Annotated in this window: 9 protein-coding genes; 6 read left to right on the plus strand and 3 right to left on the minus strand. The window is 73.8% G+C overall.

Going from position 1 to position 16546, the window contains the following annotated elements:
* Positions 1–66 precede the first annotated feature (66 nt).
* Both ACIOD1_RS01640 and ACIOD1_RS01645 read right to left on the minus strand, forming a co-directional pair.
* Positions 67–3663: a UvrD-helicase domain-containing protein gene (locus ACIOD1_RS01640; RefSeq protein WP_401900423.1), complete on the minus strand. Its 3597-nt coding sequence runs from the start codon at positions 3661–3663 to the stop codon at positions 67–69.
* Between the two features lie 390 nt (positions 3664–4053).
* The gene (locus ACIOD1_RS01645) at positions 4054–4401 is read right to left on the minus strand and encodes an MGMT family protein (RefSeq protein WP_401899559.1); all 348 of its coding nucleotides are present in this window, start codon (positions 4399–4401) and stop codon (positions 4054–4056) included.
* A gap of 119 nt (positions 4402–4520) precedes the next feature.
* Between ACIOD1_RS01645 and ACIOD1_RS01650 the strand changes: the two genes are divergently transcribed.
* Positions 4521–7367, plus strand: a complete 2847-nt coding sequence (locus ACIOD1_RS01650; RefSeq protein ID WP_401899562.1) for a YbhN family protein — start codon at positions 4521–4523, stop codon at positions 7365–7367.
* A 292-nt stretch (positions 7368–7659) separates the two neighbouring features.
* On the opposite strand, the gene ACIOD1_RS01655 is transcribed toward ACIOD1_RS01650, so the two are convergent.
* Positions 7660–8397 carry a YwiC-like family protein gene (locus tag ACIOD1_RS01655; protein WP_365617642.1) on the minus strand — a complete coding sequence of 246 codons (738 nt, stop codon included), beginning with the start codon at positions 8395–8397 and terminating at the stop codon, positions 7660–7662.
* 252 nt (positions 8398–8649) lie between these two features.
* Between ACIOD1_RS01655 and ACIOD1_RS01660 the strand changes: the two genes are divergently transcribed.
* The 5 genes from ACIOD1_RS01660 to ACIOD1_RS01680 are packed head-to-tail and all read left to right on the plus strand — an operon-like array spanning position 8650 to position 16546.
* Positions 8650–12321 (plus strand): nitrate reductase subunit alpha, encoded by a 3672-nt coding sequence (locus ACIOD1_RS01660; RefSeq protein ID WP_365617644.1) that lies wholly within the window; start codon positions 8650–8652, stop codon positions 12319–12321.
* Positions 12322–12325: 4 nt separating this feature from the next.
* Positions 12326–13873: a nitrate reductase subunit beta gene (gene narH, locus ACIOD1_RS01665; RefSeq protein WP_365617646.1), complete on the plus strand. Its 1548-nt coding sequence runs from the start codon at positions 12326–12328 to the stop codon at positions 13871–13873.
* On the plus strand, positions 13870–14586 hold the full coding sequence (narJ, locus tag ACIOD1_RS01670) for a nitrate reductase molybdenum cofactor assembly chaperone (protein WP_365617648.1): 717 nt from the start codon (positions 13870–13872) through the stop codon (positions 14584–14586). Before narH ends, narJ begins: the two co-directional genes overlap by 4 nt.
* Positions 14586–15311, plus strand: coding sequence for a respiratory nitrate reductase subunit gamma (narI, locus tag ACIOD1_RS01675; RefSeq protein WP_401899565.1), 726 nt, complete (start codon positions 14586–14588; stop codon positions 15309–15311). Before narJ ends, narI begins: the two co-directional genes overlap by 1 nt.
* The gene (locus ACIOD1_RS01680; protein WP_401899568.1) at positions 15308–16546 is read left to right on the plus strand and encodes a TIGR04053 family radical SAM/SPASM domain-containing protein; all 1239 of its coding nucleotides are present in this window, start codon (positions 15308–15310) and stop codon (positions 16544–16546) included. The genes narI and ACIOD1_RS01680 overlap by 4 nt, the downstream gene beginning before the upstream one ends.

A 16546-nucleotide genomic window follows, 5' to 3' on the forward strand; every position in this document is an offset into this window, starting at 1 on the left:
CCGGCGGGAACGGCCGTCCCGCTCCACGGGCACCGCGACCGCCGCGGACCGGGGGATCCGCCGGGCTCACTCCACGGTCTGGCGGCCCTCGGGCAGGGCGCTGCACGCGCTGCGGAAGGAGCAGCGCTTGCAGTGTTCGCCGGTGGCGGGGGCGAACCGTTCGTCCAGGACCCGTCCGGCGGCGGTGGCGAGGAGGTCGCCGACCCACTCGCCGGAGGCACCGCCGTCGAGCGGCGGCTGGGCCTGGATCTTGGGGACCTCGTCGCCGCCGTCCTTCTTGGGGGCGCCCTGGCGCAGCTGGACGAGTTCGGCGCCGCCGGTCTCGGGGCGGCGGCCGTCGAAGACCGCGTCGACGGCGCCCTCGCGGACGGCGAGCTGGTAGACGGCGAGCTGGGGGTGGCGGGCGACCTCGTCACGGGTGGGGGCGCCCTTGCCGGTCTTGAAGTCGACGACGTACGCGCGGCCCTGCGGGTCGGCTTCGACGCGGTCCATGGAGCCGCGGACGCGGACGGCGTACTCGCCGGCGTCGAGGGTGACGTCGAAGTCGTGCTCGGTGGCGACGGAGGCACGGCCGCCGCGGTCGGTGGTGTGCCAGCGCAGGAAGCGTTCCAGCGCGGCGCGGGCGTTGTCCTTCTCCTGGCGGGACTTCCAGGGGGCGTCGAAGGCGAGGCCGTCCCAGACGGAGTCGAGGCGTTCCATCAGGACGGCGAGGTCGGCGGGGGTGCGGCCGGAGGCGACCTCGTCGGCGAGGACGTGGACGACGTTGCCGAAGCCCTGGGCGGCGGTGGAGGGGGCGTCAGCCTTGACCTCGCGGCCCAGGAACCACTGGAGGGAGCAGGTGTTGGCGAGTTGGTCCAGGGCGCTGCCGGACAGGGTGACGGGCCGGTCGCGGTCGCGCAGCGGGACGGTGGAGGCGGTGGGCTCGTACAGGCCCCACCAGCGCTGCGGGTGCGCGGCGGGGACCAGCGGGCGGTCCTCGTCGTCGGTGAGCGCGGCGAGTCGGGCCAGGCGGCGGGCGGCGGCGTCGCGCAGCGCGGGCGAGGCGTCGGGGTCGACGGTGGTGGCGCGGAGTTCCGCGACGAGCGCGGGGACGGCGAGGGGGCGGCGGGGCCGGCCGCTGACGTCCTTGGGGGTGACACCGAGTTCGGTGAGGAAGCGGGAGGGCTGGTCGCCGTCCTCGGCGGGGGCCTTGACGGCGGTGACGACGAGGCGGTGGCGGGCGCGGGTGGCGGCCACGTAGAAGAGCCGGCGTTCCTCGGCGAGCAGCGCGCCGGGGGTGAGGGGTTCGGCGAGGCCGTCCCGGCCGATGCGGTCGGCTTCCAGCAGGGAGCCGCGGCGGCGCAGGTCGGGCCAGAGGCCTTCCTGGACCCCGGCGACGACGACGAGGCCCCACTCCAGGCCCTTGGAGCGGTGTGCGGTCATGAGGCGGACGGCGTCGGTGCGGACGGCGCGGGTGGTGAGGGTGTCGGCGGCGATGTCCTCGGCTTCGAGCTGTTCGAGGAAGTTGAGGGCGCCGCGTCCGCCCGTACGTTCCTCCGCGCGCGCGGCGTTGTCGAAGAGGGCGCAGACGGCGTCGAGGTCCCGGTCGGCGTTGCGGCCGGCGGCGCCGCCGCGGCGGGCCCGGCGCTCCAGGCGCTGCGGCCAGGGGGTGCCGTCCCACAGGGTCCACAGGGCCTCTTCGGCGGTGCCGCCGCCCTGGAGCAGCTCGCGGGCCTTGCGCAGGAGCAGGCCGAGGCGTTGCGCTCCGCGGGCGTAGGCGGGGTCGTGGACGGTGAGCCGCTCGGGCTCGGCGAGGGCGCGGGCCAGCAGGACGTCGGAGGGCGCGGGGGCGATGACCCCGGCGGCCCGCTCCTCGTCGCGCAGGGCCCGGCCGAGCCGGCGCAGGTCGGCGGCGTCCATCCCGCCGAGGGGCGAGGAGAGCAACGCGACGGCATCCTCGACGGCGATCCCGGCCCCGCCGTCGGCCGACTCGGCCGGGCCGGACACGGGGTCGGGCTGGGGCTCGGGTACGTGCTCGGGCTCCGGCTCCGGCTCCGGCTCGGGCTCCGGCTCCGGCTCCGGCTCCGGCTCGGCGCCGGTCGGAGCGGCGCCCGACGCGGGCTGCCCGGCGGGTACGGAGCGCGGGGCGGGCAGCGTCGGCCCGTCCGTCACCCCTTCGGGGTCGACCGGCGCCGGCTCGGACCCCGGCGCGGGGGCGGCGACCGGCGCGGGGGCCCCCGCCTGGGTGGGCACGGGGGTGGGCCGCGTCGGATCGACGCCGGGCGGGCCCGGATCGGCGGGGGCCGGGAAGGACACCGGCACCGGCTCGGAACCCGGCGCGGGGTCGGCTGCGAGCGCAGGCTCGGAACCCGGCGCGGGCTCGGACTCCGGTGCGGGGGTGGGGAGGGAGGCGGTTGCCGTGAGGCGGAGGGCCGTCAGGAGGGGGGCCACCGCCGGTTCGTGGCGCAGCGGAGTGTCGCCGCCGTCGGTCTCCGCCGGGACCCCCGCCGTGATCAGGGCGCGTCGCATCGCCGGGATGGTGCGCCCGCCCGAGCGGACCAGGACGGCCATGTCCCCCCACGGCACGCCGTCCTCCAGGTGGGCCCGGCGCAGGATGTCGGCGATGTTGTCGAGCTCCGCCCCGGCCGTCGGGTACGTGTACACCTCCACCCGGCCGCCCTCCCGTACGGGCTCCAGCGCCCGGTGGGCGCGGACGGCGGCGGACGGCAGGCGCGGCACCGGCATGCGCGTGGTCAGCAGCCGGGTCGCGGCCAGCAGCGCCGAGCCCGAGCGGCGGCCCACGGTCAGGGCCCGGACGGCCGCGCCGGGGAAGGCCGACTCGAAGTCGAGGACGTTGTTGATGTCGGCGCCCCGGAAGGCGTAGATCGACTGGTCGGGGTCGCCGAAGGCGATCAGCGTGCCGCCGGGTCCGTTCAGCGCGCGCAGCAGCCGCAGCTGCGAGGCGTCGGTGTCCTGGTACTCGTCGACGAGGATCACGTCGTAGGACCCGGACAGGGCCGGGGTGCGCTCGGCCAGCAGGACGGCCCGGTGCAGGAGTTCCGCGTAGTCGAGGGTGCCCTGCATGTCGAGGACGTCGAGGTACTCGGACAGGAAGGCGGCGGCCGCCTTCCAGTCGGGGCGGCCGATGCGGTCGGCGAAGGCGGACAGGGCGCGCGGCCCCAGGCCCAGTTCACGGGCGCGCGCGAGGACGGCGCGGACCTCGTCGGCGAACCCGCGCGTGGTGAGCGCGGCCCGCAGGTCGTCGGGCCAGCGGATGGAGCGGATCCGGCGCTGTCCTTCGAGCAGGGTGCGGACCATGACGTCCTGTTCGGGGCCGGACAGCAGCCGCAGCGGGTCCGCGAACAGATCGTGGTCCTGGTGGGCGCGGACCAGGCCGTAACAGAAGGAGTGGAAGGTGGTGGCCTGTGGGGCGCGGGCGCCGCCGAGCCGCAGGGCGGCGCGGTCGCGCAGCTCCACGGCGGCCTTGCGGCTGAAGGTGAGGATCAGGATCCGGGCGGGGTCCACCCCCGCCTCGACGCGGGCGGCGGCCGTCTCGATCAGGGTGGTGGTCTTGCCGGTGCCCGGACCGGCCAGGACCAGGAGGGGGCCGCGTGCGTGGTCAACCACCGCGCGCTGCGCTGCGTCCAGCACAGGAGGATCCACCTGTTCCGGCCCGGTGCGCACCAGGCGGTACGCGTCGGGGGTCCGCGTACGCCGCTCTGCGCGGCCGGAGGAAGAGGTGATCACGTGAGGTGCCGGTCCTGGTGGGTCTGCGGGTGCTGCCGTAACTGCGGATGCTGCGGTGACAGCGGGCGCTGCGGTGACAGCGCGTGCTGCCGTGACAGCGATGACAGTCGTGACAGCTGTGGCTTCGATGACCGCGGTCGCCTGCGCGAGCGCGGCGGGGTCCGCGACAGCCCGGGCCGTCGCGTACGCCGAAGGGGCCACGCTACGCCAACCGCGCCGGCTCCCGCAGTCCGTCCCGGCGGGCCGCGACGTCGCCCCGGGGGCCCGCGATGTCGTCCTCCGTACGGGCCTTCGACCGCCCGCCCCGACCCCGCATGGCGGAAGCTGTCAGGTGTGAGCCTCGTCGCCTCCGTCACCCTCCTCCCCGCCGTCCCAGCGGGCCCGCCGCATCGCCAGCCGGGGCTCGCCGGACGCGGCCTCGCGCAGCGGGGTGCCCTCGACGCGGTAGTGCTCCAGGGCCCGCCGCTCGCTGCCGGGGAGGGGGCGCCCGTCCGCCCGCACCACCCGCCACCAGGGCACGGCTCCCCCGTACAGCGCCATGACGCGCCCGACTTGGCGCGGTCCGCCCTCCCCGAGCCACTCCGCGACGTCCCCGTACGTCATCACCCGGCCGGGCGGAATCCGCTCGGCCACCTCCAGCACCCGCTCCGCGTACGCGGGCAGCTCTTCGCTCATTCGACCCATGCTGCCGGATGCCACCGACATCCGGACGGAAGCGTCGGTTCCGTACCGGCGCGCACCCTGATGCCCCGACCGACCGTCGGTCCGTGCCACCATCTTCCGGGCGGTGACTGGTGATACGTGATCAAGAAGAGACGGATGTGACGGCGAAGGAGCAGGGTGTGAGCCCTCCGGACGGCAGTACGCGGGGCGACGGCAGCGGGCGCGCGCGCGAGAGCGACGGTGTCGGCGACCGTGCCGGCGACGGTGGGGAAGCGGGCACAGGCCCCGCCTCCGCCCCGGGCGCCGACGCGCCCCCGCCCGCCCGCGCCGCCGCCGCGCCCCCGGCCGAGGACGGCACGCGTCCGGCCGACTACTCCCACCCCGACGACCCTCCGGGCCACACCCCGACGTCGGCGGACCGGGTCGAGGTAGACGAGCCGCTGCTCGCCGCCCGCGTGCACCGGCCCTCCGACCTCGTACGGCTCCTCGCCGGCGTCCTCGGCATCGCCGTCGTGCTGGCCATCGCCGCCTTCGCCCACGGCACCACGGCGGGGCTGGAGCAGGACATCACCAAGGGCACCGGCCAGGCGCCCGACCTGCTGATCAAGGTCGCGGGGCTGGTGTCGTCCATCGCGGTGCTCCTGGTCCCGGTGGCGTTCGCCATCGAGCGGCTGATCAAACGCGACGGGCTGCGCATCGCCGACGGCGTCCTCGCCGCCGTCCTCGCGCACGGGGTCACCCTCGCCACCGACCTGTGGGTCTCGCAGGCCGCCCCCGGAACCATCCAGGACGCCCTGACCCGCCCGACCGGGGTCGCCGGGGCCCTCACCGATCCGGTGCACGGCTACCTCGCGCCCGTGATCGCGTACATGACGGCCGTCGGGATGACCCGGCGGCCGCGCTGGCGGGTCGCCCTGTGGGTGGTCCTGCTGCTGGACGCCTTCGCGATGCTGGTCAGCGGCTACACCACCCCCTTCTCGATCATCCTGACGGTGCTCATCGGCTGGAGCGTCGCGTACGGGACCCTGTACGCGGTCGGCTCGCCGAACGTCCGGCCCACCGGGCAGAACCTCCTCGCCGGCCTGCGCCGGGTCGGCTTCCAGCCGGTCAGCGCGATGCGCGCGGAGGCCCCCGACGGCGACACCTCCGAGGTCAGCGACCGGGGCCGGCGCTACCACGTCACCCTGGAGGAAGGCCCCGCGCTGGACGTCACGGTCGTGGACCGCGAACAGCAGGCCCAGGGCTTCTTCTACCGGGTGTGGCGGCGCCTGACCCTGCGCGGGATCACCACCCGCCGCAGCCTCCAGTCCCTGCGCCAGGCCCTGGAGCAGGAGGCCCTCCTGTCGTACGCGGCCATCGCGGCCGGGGCGAACGCGCCGAAGCTGATCGCCACCTCCGAGCTGGGTCCCGACGCCGTGATGCTCGTCTACGAGCACCTGGGCGGGCGGAGCCTGGACGCGCTCCCCGACGAGGAGATCACCGACGAGCTGACCCGCAACGCGTGGGAGCAGGTCCGGGCCCTCCAGTCGCGCCGGATCGCGCACCGCCGGCTCACCGGGGACGCCCTGGTGGTGGATCGTTCCGGCAAGGTCATCCTGACCGACCTGCGGGGCGGCGAGATCGCGGCCGGCGACCTGGTGCTCCGGATGGACATCGCCCAGCTGCTGACCACGCTCGGCCTGCGGGTCGGGGCGGAGCGGTCGGTGGCCTCGGCGGTGTCCGTGCTCGGGCCCGACGCCGTGGCGGACTGTCTGCCGCTGCTCCAGCCGATCGCGCTGAGCCGCTCCACCCGCGCGACGCTGCGCAGGCTCGCGCGGGAGCGGGCGGACCGGGAGCGCGAGGCCGTACTGGAGTCCTCGCGGGCGGCGAAGGCGGCCCGCATGGCCGGCGCGGAGCCGGCCGCGGCCAGTCCGGCGGCCGAACGCAAGGCGGAGAAGCGGGCCCTGGACGACGCCCTGGAAGAGGCGCGGGAGGAGGACCTCCTCAGCCAGATCCGCCGGCAGGTGCTGCTCATCCGCCCGCAGGCGCCGGTGGAGCCGGCCCGGCTGGAACGGATCCGTCCGCGCACGCTGGTGTCCTTCATCGCGGGTGCCTTCGCCGCGTACTACCTGCTCACGCAGGTGGCCGACGTGGATTTCGGGACCCTCATCGCGGACGCCCAGTGGGGCTGGGTCGGAGCGGCCCTCGGCTTCTCGGCCCTCAGCTACCTCGCGGCGGCGATGAGCCTGCTGGGCTTCGTACCCGAACGGGTGTCGTTTCTGCGGACGGTGGTCGCGCAGGTGGCGGGCTCCTTCGTGAAGCTCGTCGCTCCGGCGGCGGTCGGCGGGGTCGCGCTGAACACCCGCTTCCTCCAGCGTTCGGGGGTCCGGCCGGGTCTGGCGGTCGCCAGTGTGGGCGCCTCGCAGTTGTTCGGACTGGCGAGCCACATCCTGCTGCTGCTGTCCTTCGGCTACCTGACGGGCACCGAGAAGACCCCGGAGATGACGCCGTCCCGGACGGTCATCGCGGGTCTGCTGACGGTCGCGGTGCTGGTGCTGGTCGTGACGGCGGTGCCGTTCCTGCGGAAGTTCGTGGTGACCCGGGTACGAGCGCTGTTCGCGGGCGTCGTGCCGCGCATGCTCGACGTCCTCCAGCGCCCGCAGAAGCTGCTGACCGGCATCGGCGGCATGCTGCTGCTGACCGGCTGCTTCGTGATGTGCCTGGACGCCTCGATCCGCGCCTTCGGGGGCGGGGAGAACATCAGCTACGCGAGCATCGCGGTGGTCTTCCTGGCCGGCAACGCGCTGGGCTCGGCGGCGCCGACCCCCGGCGGCATCGGCGCGGTGGAGGGCACCCTGACGCTGGGCCTGGTCGCGGCCGGCATGCAGGGCGACGTCGCCTTCTCGGCGGTGCTGCTGTTCCGCGTCATGACCTTCTGGCTGCCGGTCCTGCCGGGCTGGATCTCGTTCAACTTCCTGACCCGCAAGGGAGCGATCTAGGCCGTCTCGTTCGGATCCTGCCGGGCCCGGCGCGGGCCTGGTTCAGGGCCGCACGGGGAAGGCCGCCTGGAAGGCGAGCCGCGGGCCGGCGCCCTCGCCGATCCGTTCGAGCAGTGTGTCGAGGGCGAGGTACTCCTCCCACGGGGGCCTCCCCGTGGCCTCGCTCAGCCGACCGACCAGGAGGTCCCCGGCGGCAGGGGCCGCAGGCCCGGGGCGGCGTCGGATTCCAGGGCGCGTGACAGTGCGTCGGGCAGGGGCATCCGGGCAGGGTAACGGCGCGCGCGGGGTGGTGTCAGAAGACGGTGAGCAGGGTCGTCAGGAGTGCGGCCGAGAGGGCGAGTTCCAGGGCGCCGATCGCCGCCGGGCGCAGGGCGCGGCCCGGGAGGGCGGCGGCGCGGGTCAGGCAGGCCGCGAAGGGGAGGGCCAGCCAGGGGGAGAGGGCGCCCGCCACGGCCAGGGCCACCGCGTGGTAGGCCACCGAGCCGCGCCGGTACGCCCGTGAGCCGCGCTCGCGGATCATCGTCTTGACGTAGGGGACCGTCCCCGCGAAGTACAGCAGGCAGGCCAGCGCCGCCGGCCAGGCCCGGTCCGGGCCGAGGCCCCCCAGGCGGGCGGCGACCAGCAGCATCCCGCAGGCCGGGACCACCGCCGCGAGGCCGTTGACGAGGGCCCGCTCGCGGCCGGTCCGGGCGTAGTGGGTGTTGACCGCGACGAACGGCGCCGCCGCCGCGGCGGCGAGCGCCAGCCAGGGGTGCAGGAGGGCGAGGGGGATCCCGCACACCGCGAGGGCGGCGCCGAAGACCAGCGCCGGCCGGCCGTGGCGGCGGGCCGAGCGCAGCCCCCGCGCGCGCAGCCGCAGCCACTGCTGGGCGTGGAAGACGGCGACGTACCCGAGCAGCCAGGCGGCGAGCAGCAGCACGTGCCGCGGGCCGGGGTGCGGGGCGAGGAGGGCGCCGGCGAGGAAGGGCACGACGAGCATCGCCCAGGCGCCGTGCTGGTCGGGGAGCCACGTGTACCGCCTGCGCGCCACCGGTGCGGTCCGCCTTCCCGAATGCGGCGTCCCCTCGCGTGATGTGACGCCTGGTGTGACGCCCGTTCCGTGCGGTCGGGCCTCCTCCAGCCTCGCACCGGCGGTCCCGCGAAAGACCGGAAGGAGGTCACGCCCACACGGGACCTTTGTCACCGGGTTCGTCCCCGCGCCGGGCGTAGCGTCGATTCCGGGCTCTTTCGCCCGGATTGGCACGCCTGTGCCGCCACCCCCTTTCCTGCCTGGAGGACCGCTTTGGACGAGCGTCAGGACACTCGGACGCACCAGGCCGCCGCCGACGCGCTCCTCAGGGCGGGCAGTTTCTTCACCCGCTCCGAGGTGTCGGACGACCTGCGCTCGGTGCACCGGACCGGTGGTCGGGCCGCCGAGGCCTTCTACCGGGACCGGTGGAGCCACGACAAGGTGGTCCACTCCACGCACGGCGTGAACTGCACCGGTTCGTGCCGGTGGAAGGTGTACGTCAAGGACGGGATCATCACCTGGGAGACCCAGGCGACCGACTACCCGTCGGTGGGCCCGGACCGACCGGAGTACGAGCCGCGGGGCTGCCCGCGCGGGGCCTCGTTCTCCTGGTACTCCTACTCCCCCACCCGCGTGCGCTACCCGCTGGTGCGCGGCACCCTCCTGGAGATGTACCGCGAGGCGAGGTCCCGGCTGGGCGACCCGGTGGAGGCGTGGGCCGACATCCAGGGCGATCCGGAGCGGCGCCGCGCCTACCAGCGGGCGCGCGGCAAGGGCGGTCTCGTACGGGCCACTTGGCAGGAGGCGACGGAGATCGTCGCGGCGGCGCACGTGCACACCATCAAGGAGCACGGCCCGGACCGGGTGGCGGGCTTCTCCCCGATCCCGGCGATGTCGATGGCCTCGCACGCGGCGGGCGCCCGCTTCCACTCGCTGATCGGCGCGCCGATGCTGTCGTTCTACGACTGGTACGCCGACCTCCCCGTGGCCTCGCCGCAGGTGTTCGGCGACCAGACGGACGTGCCCGAGTCGGGCGACTGGTGGGACGCGGCCTACCTGATGATGTGGGGCTCGAACGTCCCCGTCACCCGGACCCCGGACGCGCACTGGATGACGGAGGCCCGCTACCGGGGCCAGAAGGTCGTCGCCGTCTCCCCCGACTACGCCGACAACACCAAGTTCGCCGACGAGTGGATGCACCCGCACCCCGGTACGGACGGCGCCCTGGCCCTGGCGATGGGCCACGTCATCCTGAAGGAATTCTTCGTCGACCGGCAGACCCCCTTCTTCACGGACTACGTCCGCACCTACACGGACCTGCCCTTCCTGGTCTCCCTGACGGAGACCGAACAGGGCCTGGTGCCGGGCAAGTTCGTCACCGCCGCCGACCTGGGCGGGGCCGCCGCCGACACCGAGAACGCCCGGTGGAAGACGGTCCTGGTCGACGACGCCACGGGCGAGCCGGTGGTCCCGAACGGCACCCTCGGCCACCGCTGGGGCACGAACGAGACCCCGGAGTGGAACCTCGACCTGGGCGACACGGTGCCCCGGCTGTCGCTGCTCGGCGAGGGGGAGGCCAGGGAGATCGTGCTGCCCCGCTTCGAGGACGACGAGCGGGGCGGGACCGTCCGGCGCGGGGTTCCCGTACGGCGTCTGGGCGACCGTCTGGTCACCACGGTCTTCGACCTGATGCTGGCCCAGTACGGGGTGGCCCGCGAGGGCCTGCCCGGCGAGTGGCCGACGGGCTACGAGGACGCCTCGCAGCCCGGCACTCCCGGCTGGCAGGAGTCGCTGACCTCGGTCCCGGCCGCCCAGGCGGCGCGCGTGGCCCGGGAGTTCGCGCGGACCGCCGAGGACTCCCGGGGTCGCTGCATGATCCTGATGGGCGCGGGCACCAACCACTGGTTCCACTCCGAGACCATCTACCGCTCCTTCCTCGCGCTGCTCACCCTCACCGGCTGCCAGGGCCGCAACGGCGGCGGCTGGGGCCACTACGTCGGCCAGGAGAAGTGCCGGCCGGTCACCGGTTGGGCCACGCTCGCCGCCGCCTCCGACTGGTCGCGCCCGCCGCGCCAGATGATCGGCGCGGCCTGGTTCTACCTGCACACCGACCAGTGGCGCTACGACACCCTCCCGGCCGAGGCCCTGGCCTCCCCCCTGGCCACCGGCGCCTTCGACGGCATGACCGGCGCGGACTGCCTGGCCGCGAGCACCCGGATGGGCTGGATGCCCTCGTACCCCACCTTCGACCGCAACCCCCTCGAACTCGCCGAGGGCCTGGACCCGGTCGCCGAAACGGTGCGCCGACTGAAGAGCGGCGAGCTGGGCTTCGCGGGCGAGGACCCGGACGCCCCCCGCAACTGGCCGCGCGTGCTGAACGTGTGGCGCGCCAACCTGCTCGGATCCAGCTCCAAGGGCAACGAGTACTTCCTCAAGCACCTGCTCGGCACCCACTCCAACCTCCCCGAGGCCGGACCGCGCTGCACGCCGAAGGACGTCACGTACCGGGAGGCGGACGTCGAGGGCAAGCTCGACCTGCTGATGAGCATGGACTTCCGGATGACCTCGACGACGCTCCTGTCGGACGTGGTGCTCCCGGCGGCCACCTGGTACGAGAAGCACGACCTGTCCTCCACGGACATGCACCCCTTCCTGCACGCCTTCACCCCGGCCGTGGACCCGCCCTGGCAGGCCCGCTCCGACTACGACGCCTTCCTCGGCATCGCCCGCCGCTTCGGCGAGCTGGCCGCCACCCACCTCGGGGTCCGCAAGGACCTGGTGGCGACCGCCCTCCAGCACGACACCCCGGGCGGCGAGATGGCCCAGCCGGGCGGCGTGGCCCTGGACTGGTCGAAGGGCGAGTGCGAGCCCGTACCGGGGCGCACCATGTACAACCTGACCGTGGTCGAGCGGGACTACGGGGCGGTCGGCGAGAAGTTCGCCGCGCTCGGCCCGCTGGTCGACTCCCTCGGCGTGACCACGAAGGCCATCACCTTCGACGTCGGCGAGGAGGTGGCCTACCTCGGCGCGAAGAACGGCACGGTCCGCGGCGGCGTCGCCGACGGCCGCCCGCGCCTGGAGACGGCCCAGCAGGCCTGCGAGGCCATCCTCTCGCTCTCCGGCACCTCCAACGGCCGCCTCGCCACCCAGGGTTTCGAGACCCTGGAGAAGAAGGTCGGCAAGCCCATGGCCCACCTGGCCGCCGAGGCCGAGGGCAAGCGGATCACCTTCGCCGACACCCAGGCCCGACCGGTCCCGGTGATCACCTCGCCCGAGTGGTCGGGCTCGGAGGCCGGCGGGCGCCGCTACACGGCCTTCACCGTCAACACCGAACACCTCAAGCCCTGGCACACCCTCACCGGCCGCCAGCACTTCTTCATCGACCACGACTGGCTGCACGAGGTCGGGGAGTCCCTCCCCGTCTACAAGCCGCCGCTGAACATGCACACCCTGTACGGGGAGCCCGAACTCGGCGTCGTCGACCACAAGACGGTCGCCGTCCGGTACCTGACCCCGCACAACAAGTGGGCCATCCACAGCCAGTACCAGGACAACCTCTACATGATGACGCTGGGGCGCGGCGGTCAGACCGTGTGGATGTCCCCGCAGGACGCCGAGGCGATCGGGGTCCGGGACAACGACTGGATCGAGGCGGTCAACCGCAACGGCGTGGTCACCGCCCGCGCGATCGTCTCGCACAAGATGCCGCCCGGCACGGTCTACATGAACCACGCGCAGGAGCGCACGGTCGGCGTCCCCAAGACCGAGAAGACCGGTCGACGGGGCGGCATCCACAACTCGCTGACCCGGGTGATGCTCAAGCCCACCCACCTCATCGGCGGCTACGCCCAGCTGACCTGGGCCTTCAACTACCTGGGCCCGACGGGCAACCAGCGCGACGAGGTGACGGTCATCCGTCGCCGCGACCAGAACGTGGAGTACTGATCAGATGCCCCGTCGCGAAGCCCCCGTCGGACGTGTGATGGCACAAGTGGCGATGGTCATGAACCTCGACAAGTGCATCGGCTGCCACACCTGCTCGGTCACCTGCAAGCAGGCATGGACCAACCGGCGCGGCACCGAGTACGTCTGGTTCAACAACGTCGAGACCCTCCCCGGCCAGGGCTACCCGCGCCGCTGGGAGGACCAGGAGAAGTGGAAGGGCGGCTGGGAGCGGACCCGCTCGGGCAGGCTGCGCCTGAAGGCGGGCGGGCGCCTCGCCAAGCTCGGGAAGATCTTCGCGAACCCCGACCTGCCGGAGATCGAGGACTACTACCAGCCCTGGACCTACGAGTACAAGAACCTCACCGAGGCCCCGGCGGGCGACGACATGCCGACCGCCCGGCCCGTCTCCCAGATCACCGGGGAGCCCATCGACAAGGTCGAATGGGGTCCGAACTGGGACGACAACCTCGGCGGCGCCCCCACGCACGGGCCGAAGGACCCCATCGTGGAGAAGATCCGCGACCAGGTCGGCGAGAAGATCCGCTTCGAGTTCGAGCAGAGCTTCATGTTCTACCTCCCCCGGATCTGCGAGCACTGCCTGAACCCGGCGTGCGTCTCCTCCTGCCCCTCCGGCGCGATGTACAAGCGCGAGGAGGACGGCATCGTCCTGGTCGACCAGGACCGGTGCCGGGGTTGGCGGATGTGCGTGACCGGCTGCCCGTACAAGAAGGTCTACTTCAACCACCAGACCGGCAAGGCCGAGAAGTGCACCTTCTGCTTCCCGCGCATCGAGGTCGGGATGCCCACCGTCTGCTCCGAGACCTGCGTGGGGCGGATGCGCTACCTCGGCGTGATGCTGTACGACGCCGACAAGGTGGCCGAGGCCGCCGCCGTGGCCGACGAGCACGACCTCTACCCCGCCCAGGTGGACTGCTTCCTCGACCCGCGCGACCCGGCCGTGGCCGAAGCCGCACGCGCCGCCGGGATCACCGAGGAGTGGCTGGAGGCCGCCCGTGACTCCCCCGTCTACGACCTGATCGCCACCTACCAGGTCGCCCTCCCCCTGCACCCGGAGTACCGGACCATGCCCATGGTCTGGTACGTGCCCCCGCTCTCCCCCGTGGTCGACGCGGTCGCCGCCACCGGCAGCGACGGCGAGGACGCGGGCAACCTCTTCGGCGCCATCGACGCCCTGCGCATCCCCGTCGAGTACCTCGCGGAGATCCTCACGGCGGGCGACACCTTCCCGGTGGAGGCCGTACTGCGCCGGATGGCCGCGATGCGCGCCTACATGCGACGGATCAACCTCGGCGAGGAGCGCGACGAGTCCCTCGCCAACGCCGTCGGGCTGACCGGCCGGGAGATGGAGGACATGTTCCGCCTGCTGGCCATCGCCAAGATCGAGGACCGCTTCGTGGTGCCCAGCGCGGCCCGCGCCGAGGCCGAGGCCCTGGCCGGGTCCCACGGCCCGATGGAGGACGACTGCCCCGTCGCGGCCCTCCCCGAGCCCCGCACGATGCTCAACCTCGCTCCCACCAGGAGGAGTTCGTGAATCCATATGCCCTGGTACGGCTCGTCGCGGGGTGCGTACTCCAGTACCCCGGCGACCGCTTCCACGACGAACTCCCGCGCCTGCGTGCGGCCCTCACCGGGGCGCCCGCCGAACCGGCCGCACTGCTCGGCGCCTTCCTCGACCGGGTCGAGGGGCTCTCTCCCGTCGCGCTGTGCGAGGAGTACACCTCCACCTTCGACACCCGCAACCGACGCTGCCTCTACCTGACCTGGTGGACCGACGGGGACACCCGCCGGCGCGGCCTGTCCCTGGTCCGGCTCAAGCGGATCTACCGGGACTTCGGGCTGGAGTTCGCGGGCGAGGAGCTGCCCGACTTCCTGCCCGTGGCCCTGGAGTTCGCCGCGCTGCGCGAGGACGCCGGCACCGAGCTGCTCCAGGAGCACCGGGCCGGTCTGGAGCTGCTGCGCCTCGCCCTCGTCGAGGCGGACTCCCCGTACGCCCGGGTCCTGGAGGCCGTCTGCGCGACCCTGCCCGGGACCTCGCCCGAGACCAAGGCCCAGGCGAAGGCGCTCGCGAAGAACGGGCCCCCGCAGGAACTGGTGGGCGCCGGCTCCCCGCTGGAGCCCTTCGGCCCCGGCATCGACCGGCCGGAGGACCGCCCGAGCGACCTGCCGACCCGCCTCCCGCGCGACCTGCCGCTGCCCCGCACCGCCGACCTCCCCTGGCCCACCACGGAAAGGCAGAGCGCCTGATGGACCTCCTCCTGTGGGGCGTACTGCCGTACGTCTCGATCGCTCTGCTGGTCGCGGGCACGCTGTGGCGGGCCCGGTACGACAAGTTCGGCTGGACCACGCACTCCTCACAACTGCACGAGTCCCGACTGCTGCGGATCGGGTCCCCGCTCTTCCACTTCGGCATGCTCTTCGTGGTCGTCGGCCACGTCGTGGGGCTGCTGATCCCGATGAGCTGGACGGACGCCCTCGGGCTGAGCGACCGCGCCTACCACCTCCTCGCCGTCTCCACCGGCGCGGTGGCGGGCGTCGCGGCGGCCGTCGGCATCGCGATCCTCGTCTACCGGCGCTTCACGGTTCCCGCGGTGCGCCGGGCGACGCTCAAGAGCGACCACCTGATGTACACGTTCCTGCTCGGCGCGATGGTGCTGGGCCTGACGGCCACGGTCCTCAACTCCACCGGGCAGACCGGCGGCTACAACTACCGCGAGGGCGTCTCGGTCTGGTTCCGCGGCCTGTTCACCCTCCAGCCCGACCACCAGCTGATGGCGGGCGCCCCCCTCGCCTTCCGCCTGCACGTCCTCTTCGCTTTCACCCTGTTCGCGCTGATCCCGTACTCGCGTCTGGTGCACATCTTCTCGGCGCCCCTGCGGTACCTGTTCCGGCCGTTCGTCGTCTACCGCAAGCGCGACCCGGAGCTGCTGGCGAACCGGCAGCCCGAGCGCGGCTGGGAGCGCGTCTCGTGACCGACCCCGTCCCCGACCGCCCCGTGACGCCCCCGCCGGCCGGGCGCCCCGCGCGCACGGTCGTGCGCCGACCCCGGCACGCGGTCGCCGAGCGCCCCTTCATCGTCATCTGGGAAGCCACCCGGGCCTGCCCGCTGGCCTGCCTGCACTGCCGGGCCGAGGCGCAGACCGCCCGGCACCCGCAGGAGCTGGACGGGGCCGACGCCCGCCGGGTGATGGACCAGGTCGCCGCCTTCGGCAGGCCCTCCCCGCTGTTCGTGATCACCGGCGGGGACCCCTTCCAGCGCGCCGACCTCCCCGACCTCGTCCGGTACGGGACCTCGCTGGGCCTGCGCGTGGCGGTCTCCCCCTCGGGCACGCCCACCCTCAGCCGGGCCAACCTGACCGCCGTCCGCGACGCGGGCGCGGTGGCCCTCTCGCTCTCCCTGGACGGCTCCACCGCCGAACGCCACGACACCTTCCGGGGTGTGCCCGGCGTCTACGACTGGACCCTGGACGGCTGGCGAGCCGCCCGCGCACTCGGGCTCAAGGTCCAGATCAACACCACCGTGAGCCGGTACAGCCTGGAGGACCTCGCCGACATCGCCGCGCTCGTGCGGCGCGAGGGCGCGATGCTCTGGTCGGGCTTCGTCCTGGTACCCACGGGACGCGGGGAGCGGATGGACCAGCTCACCCCGGACGAGGTCGAGGACGTCCTGCACTTCCTCTACGACTGCGGGACGGCGCTGGCCACCAAGACCACCGAGGGCCACCACTTCCGTCGGGTCGCCCTCCAGCGGACGATCCTGGACGCGCGCGGCGAGCGCCCGGTGCTCGGCCCGCTGTACGGGCGGCTGCGCGAGCGCGCGGAGGCCCTCGGGCTCTTCGAGGGGGAGCGCAGGGCGGTGCGCAGGGCGCCGATGGACGTCTCCTCGGGGCGCGGGTTCGTCTTCATCTCGCACACCGGCGAGGTGCACCCGAGCGGGTTCCTGCCGTTGTCGGCGGGGAGCGTGAGGGAGCGGCCGCTGGTGGAGATCTACCGGGAGTCCCCGCTGTTCGTCTCGCTGCGCGACCCCGGGCTGTTGCGCGGGAAGTGCGGGGCCTGCGAGTTCAAGACGGTGTGCGGGGGCTCACGGTCCCGGGCGTACGGGTTCACGCGGGACGTGCTGGAGGCGGATCCGTACTGCGCGTACGAGCCGGGCACCTTCCCCCACCGGGCGGAGCTGAGGGCTCTGACCGAAAGCACGATGCGCTGA

It is taken from the genome of Streptomyces sp. NPDC088097 (assembly GCF_044741845.1).
GTDB lineage: Bacteria > Actinomycetota > Actinomycetes > Streptomycetales > Streptomycetaceae > Streptomyces.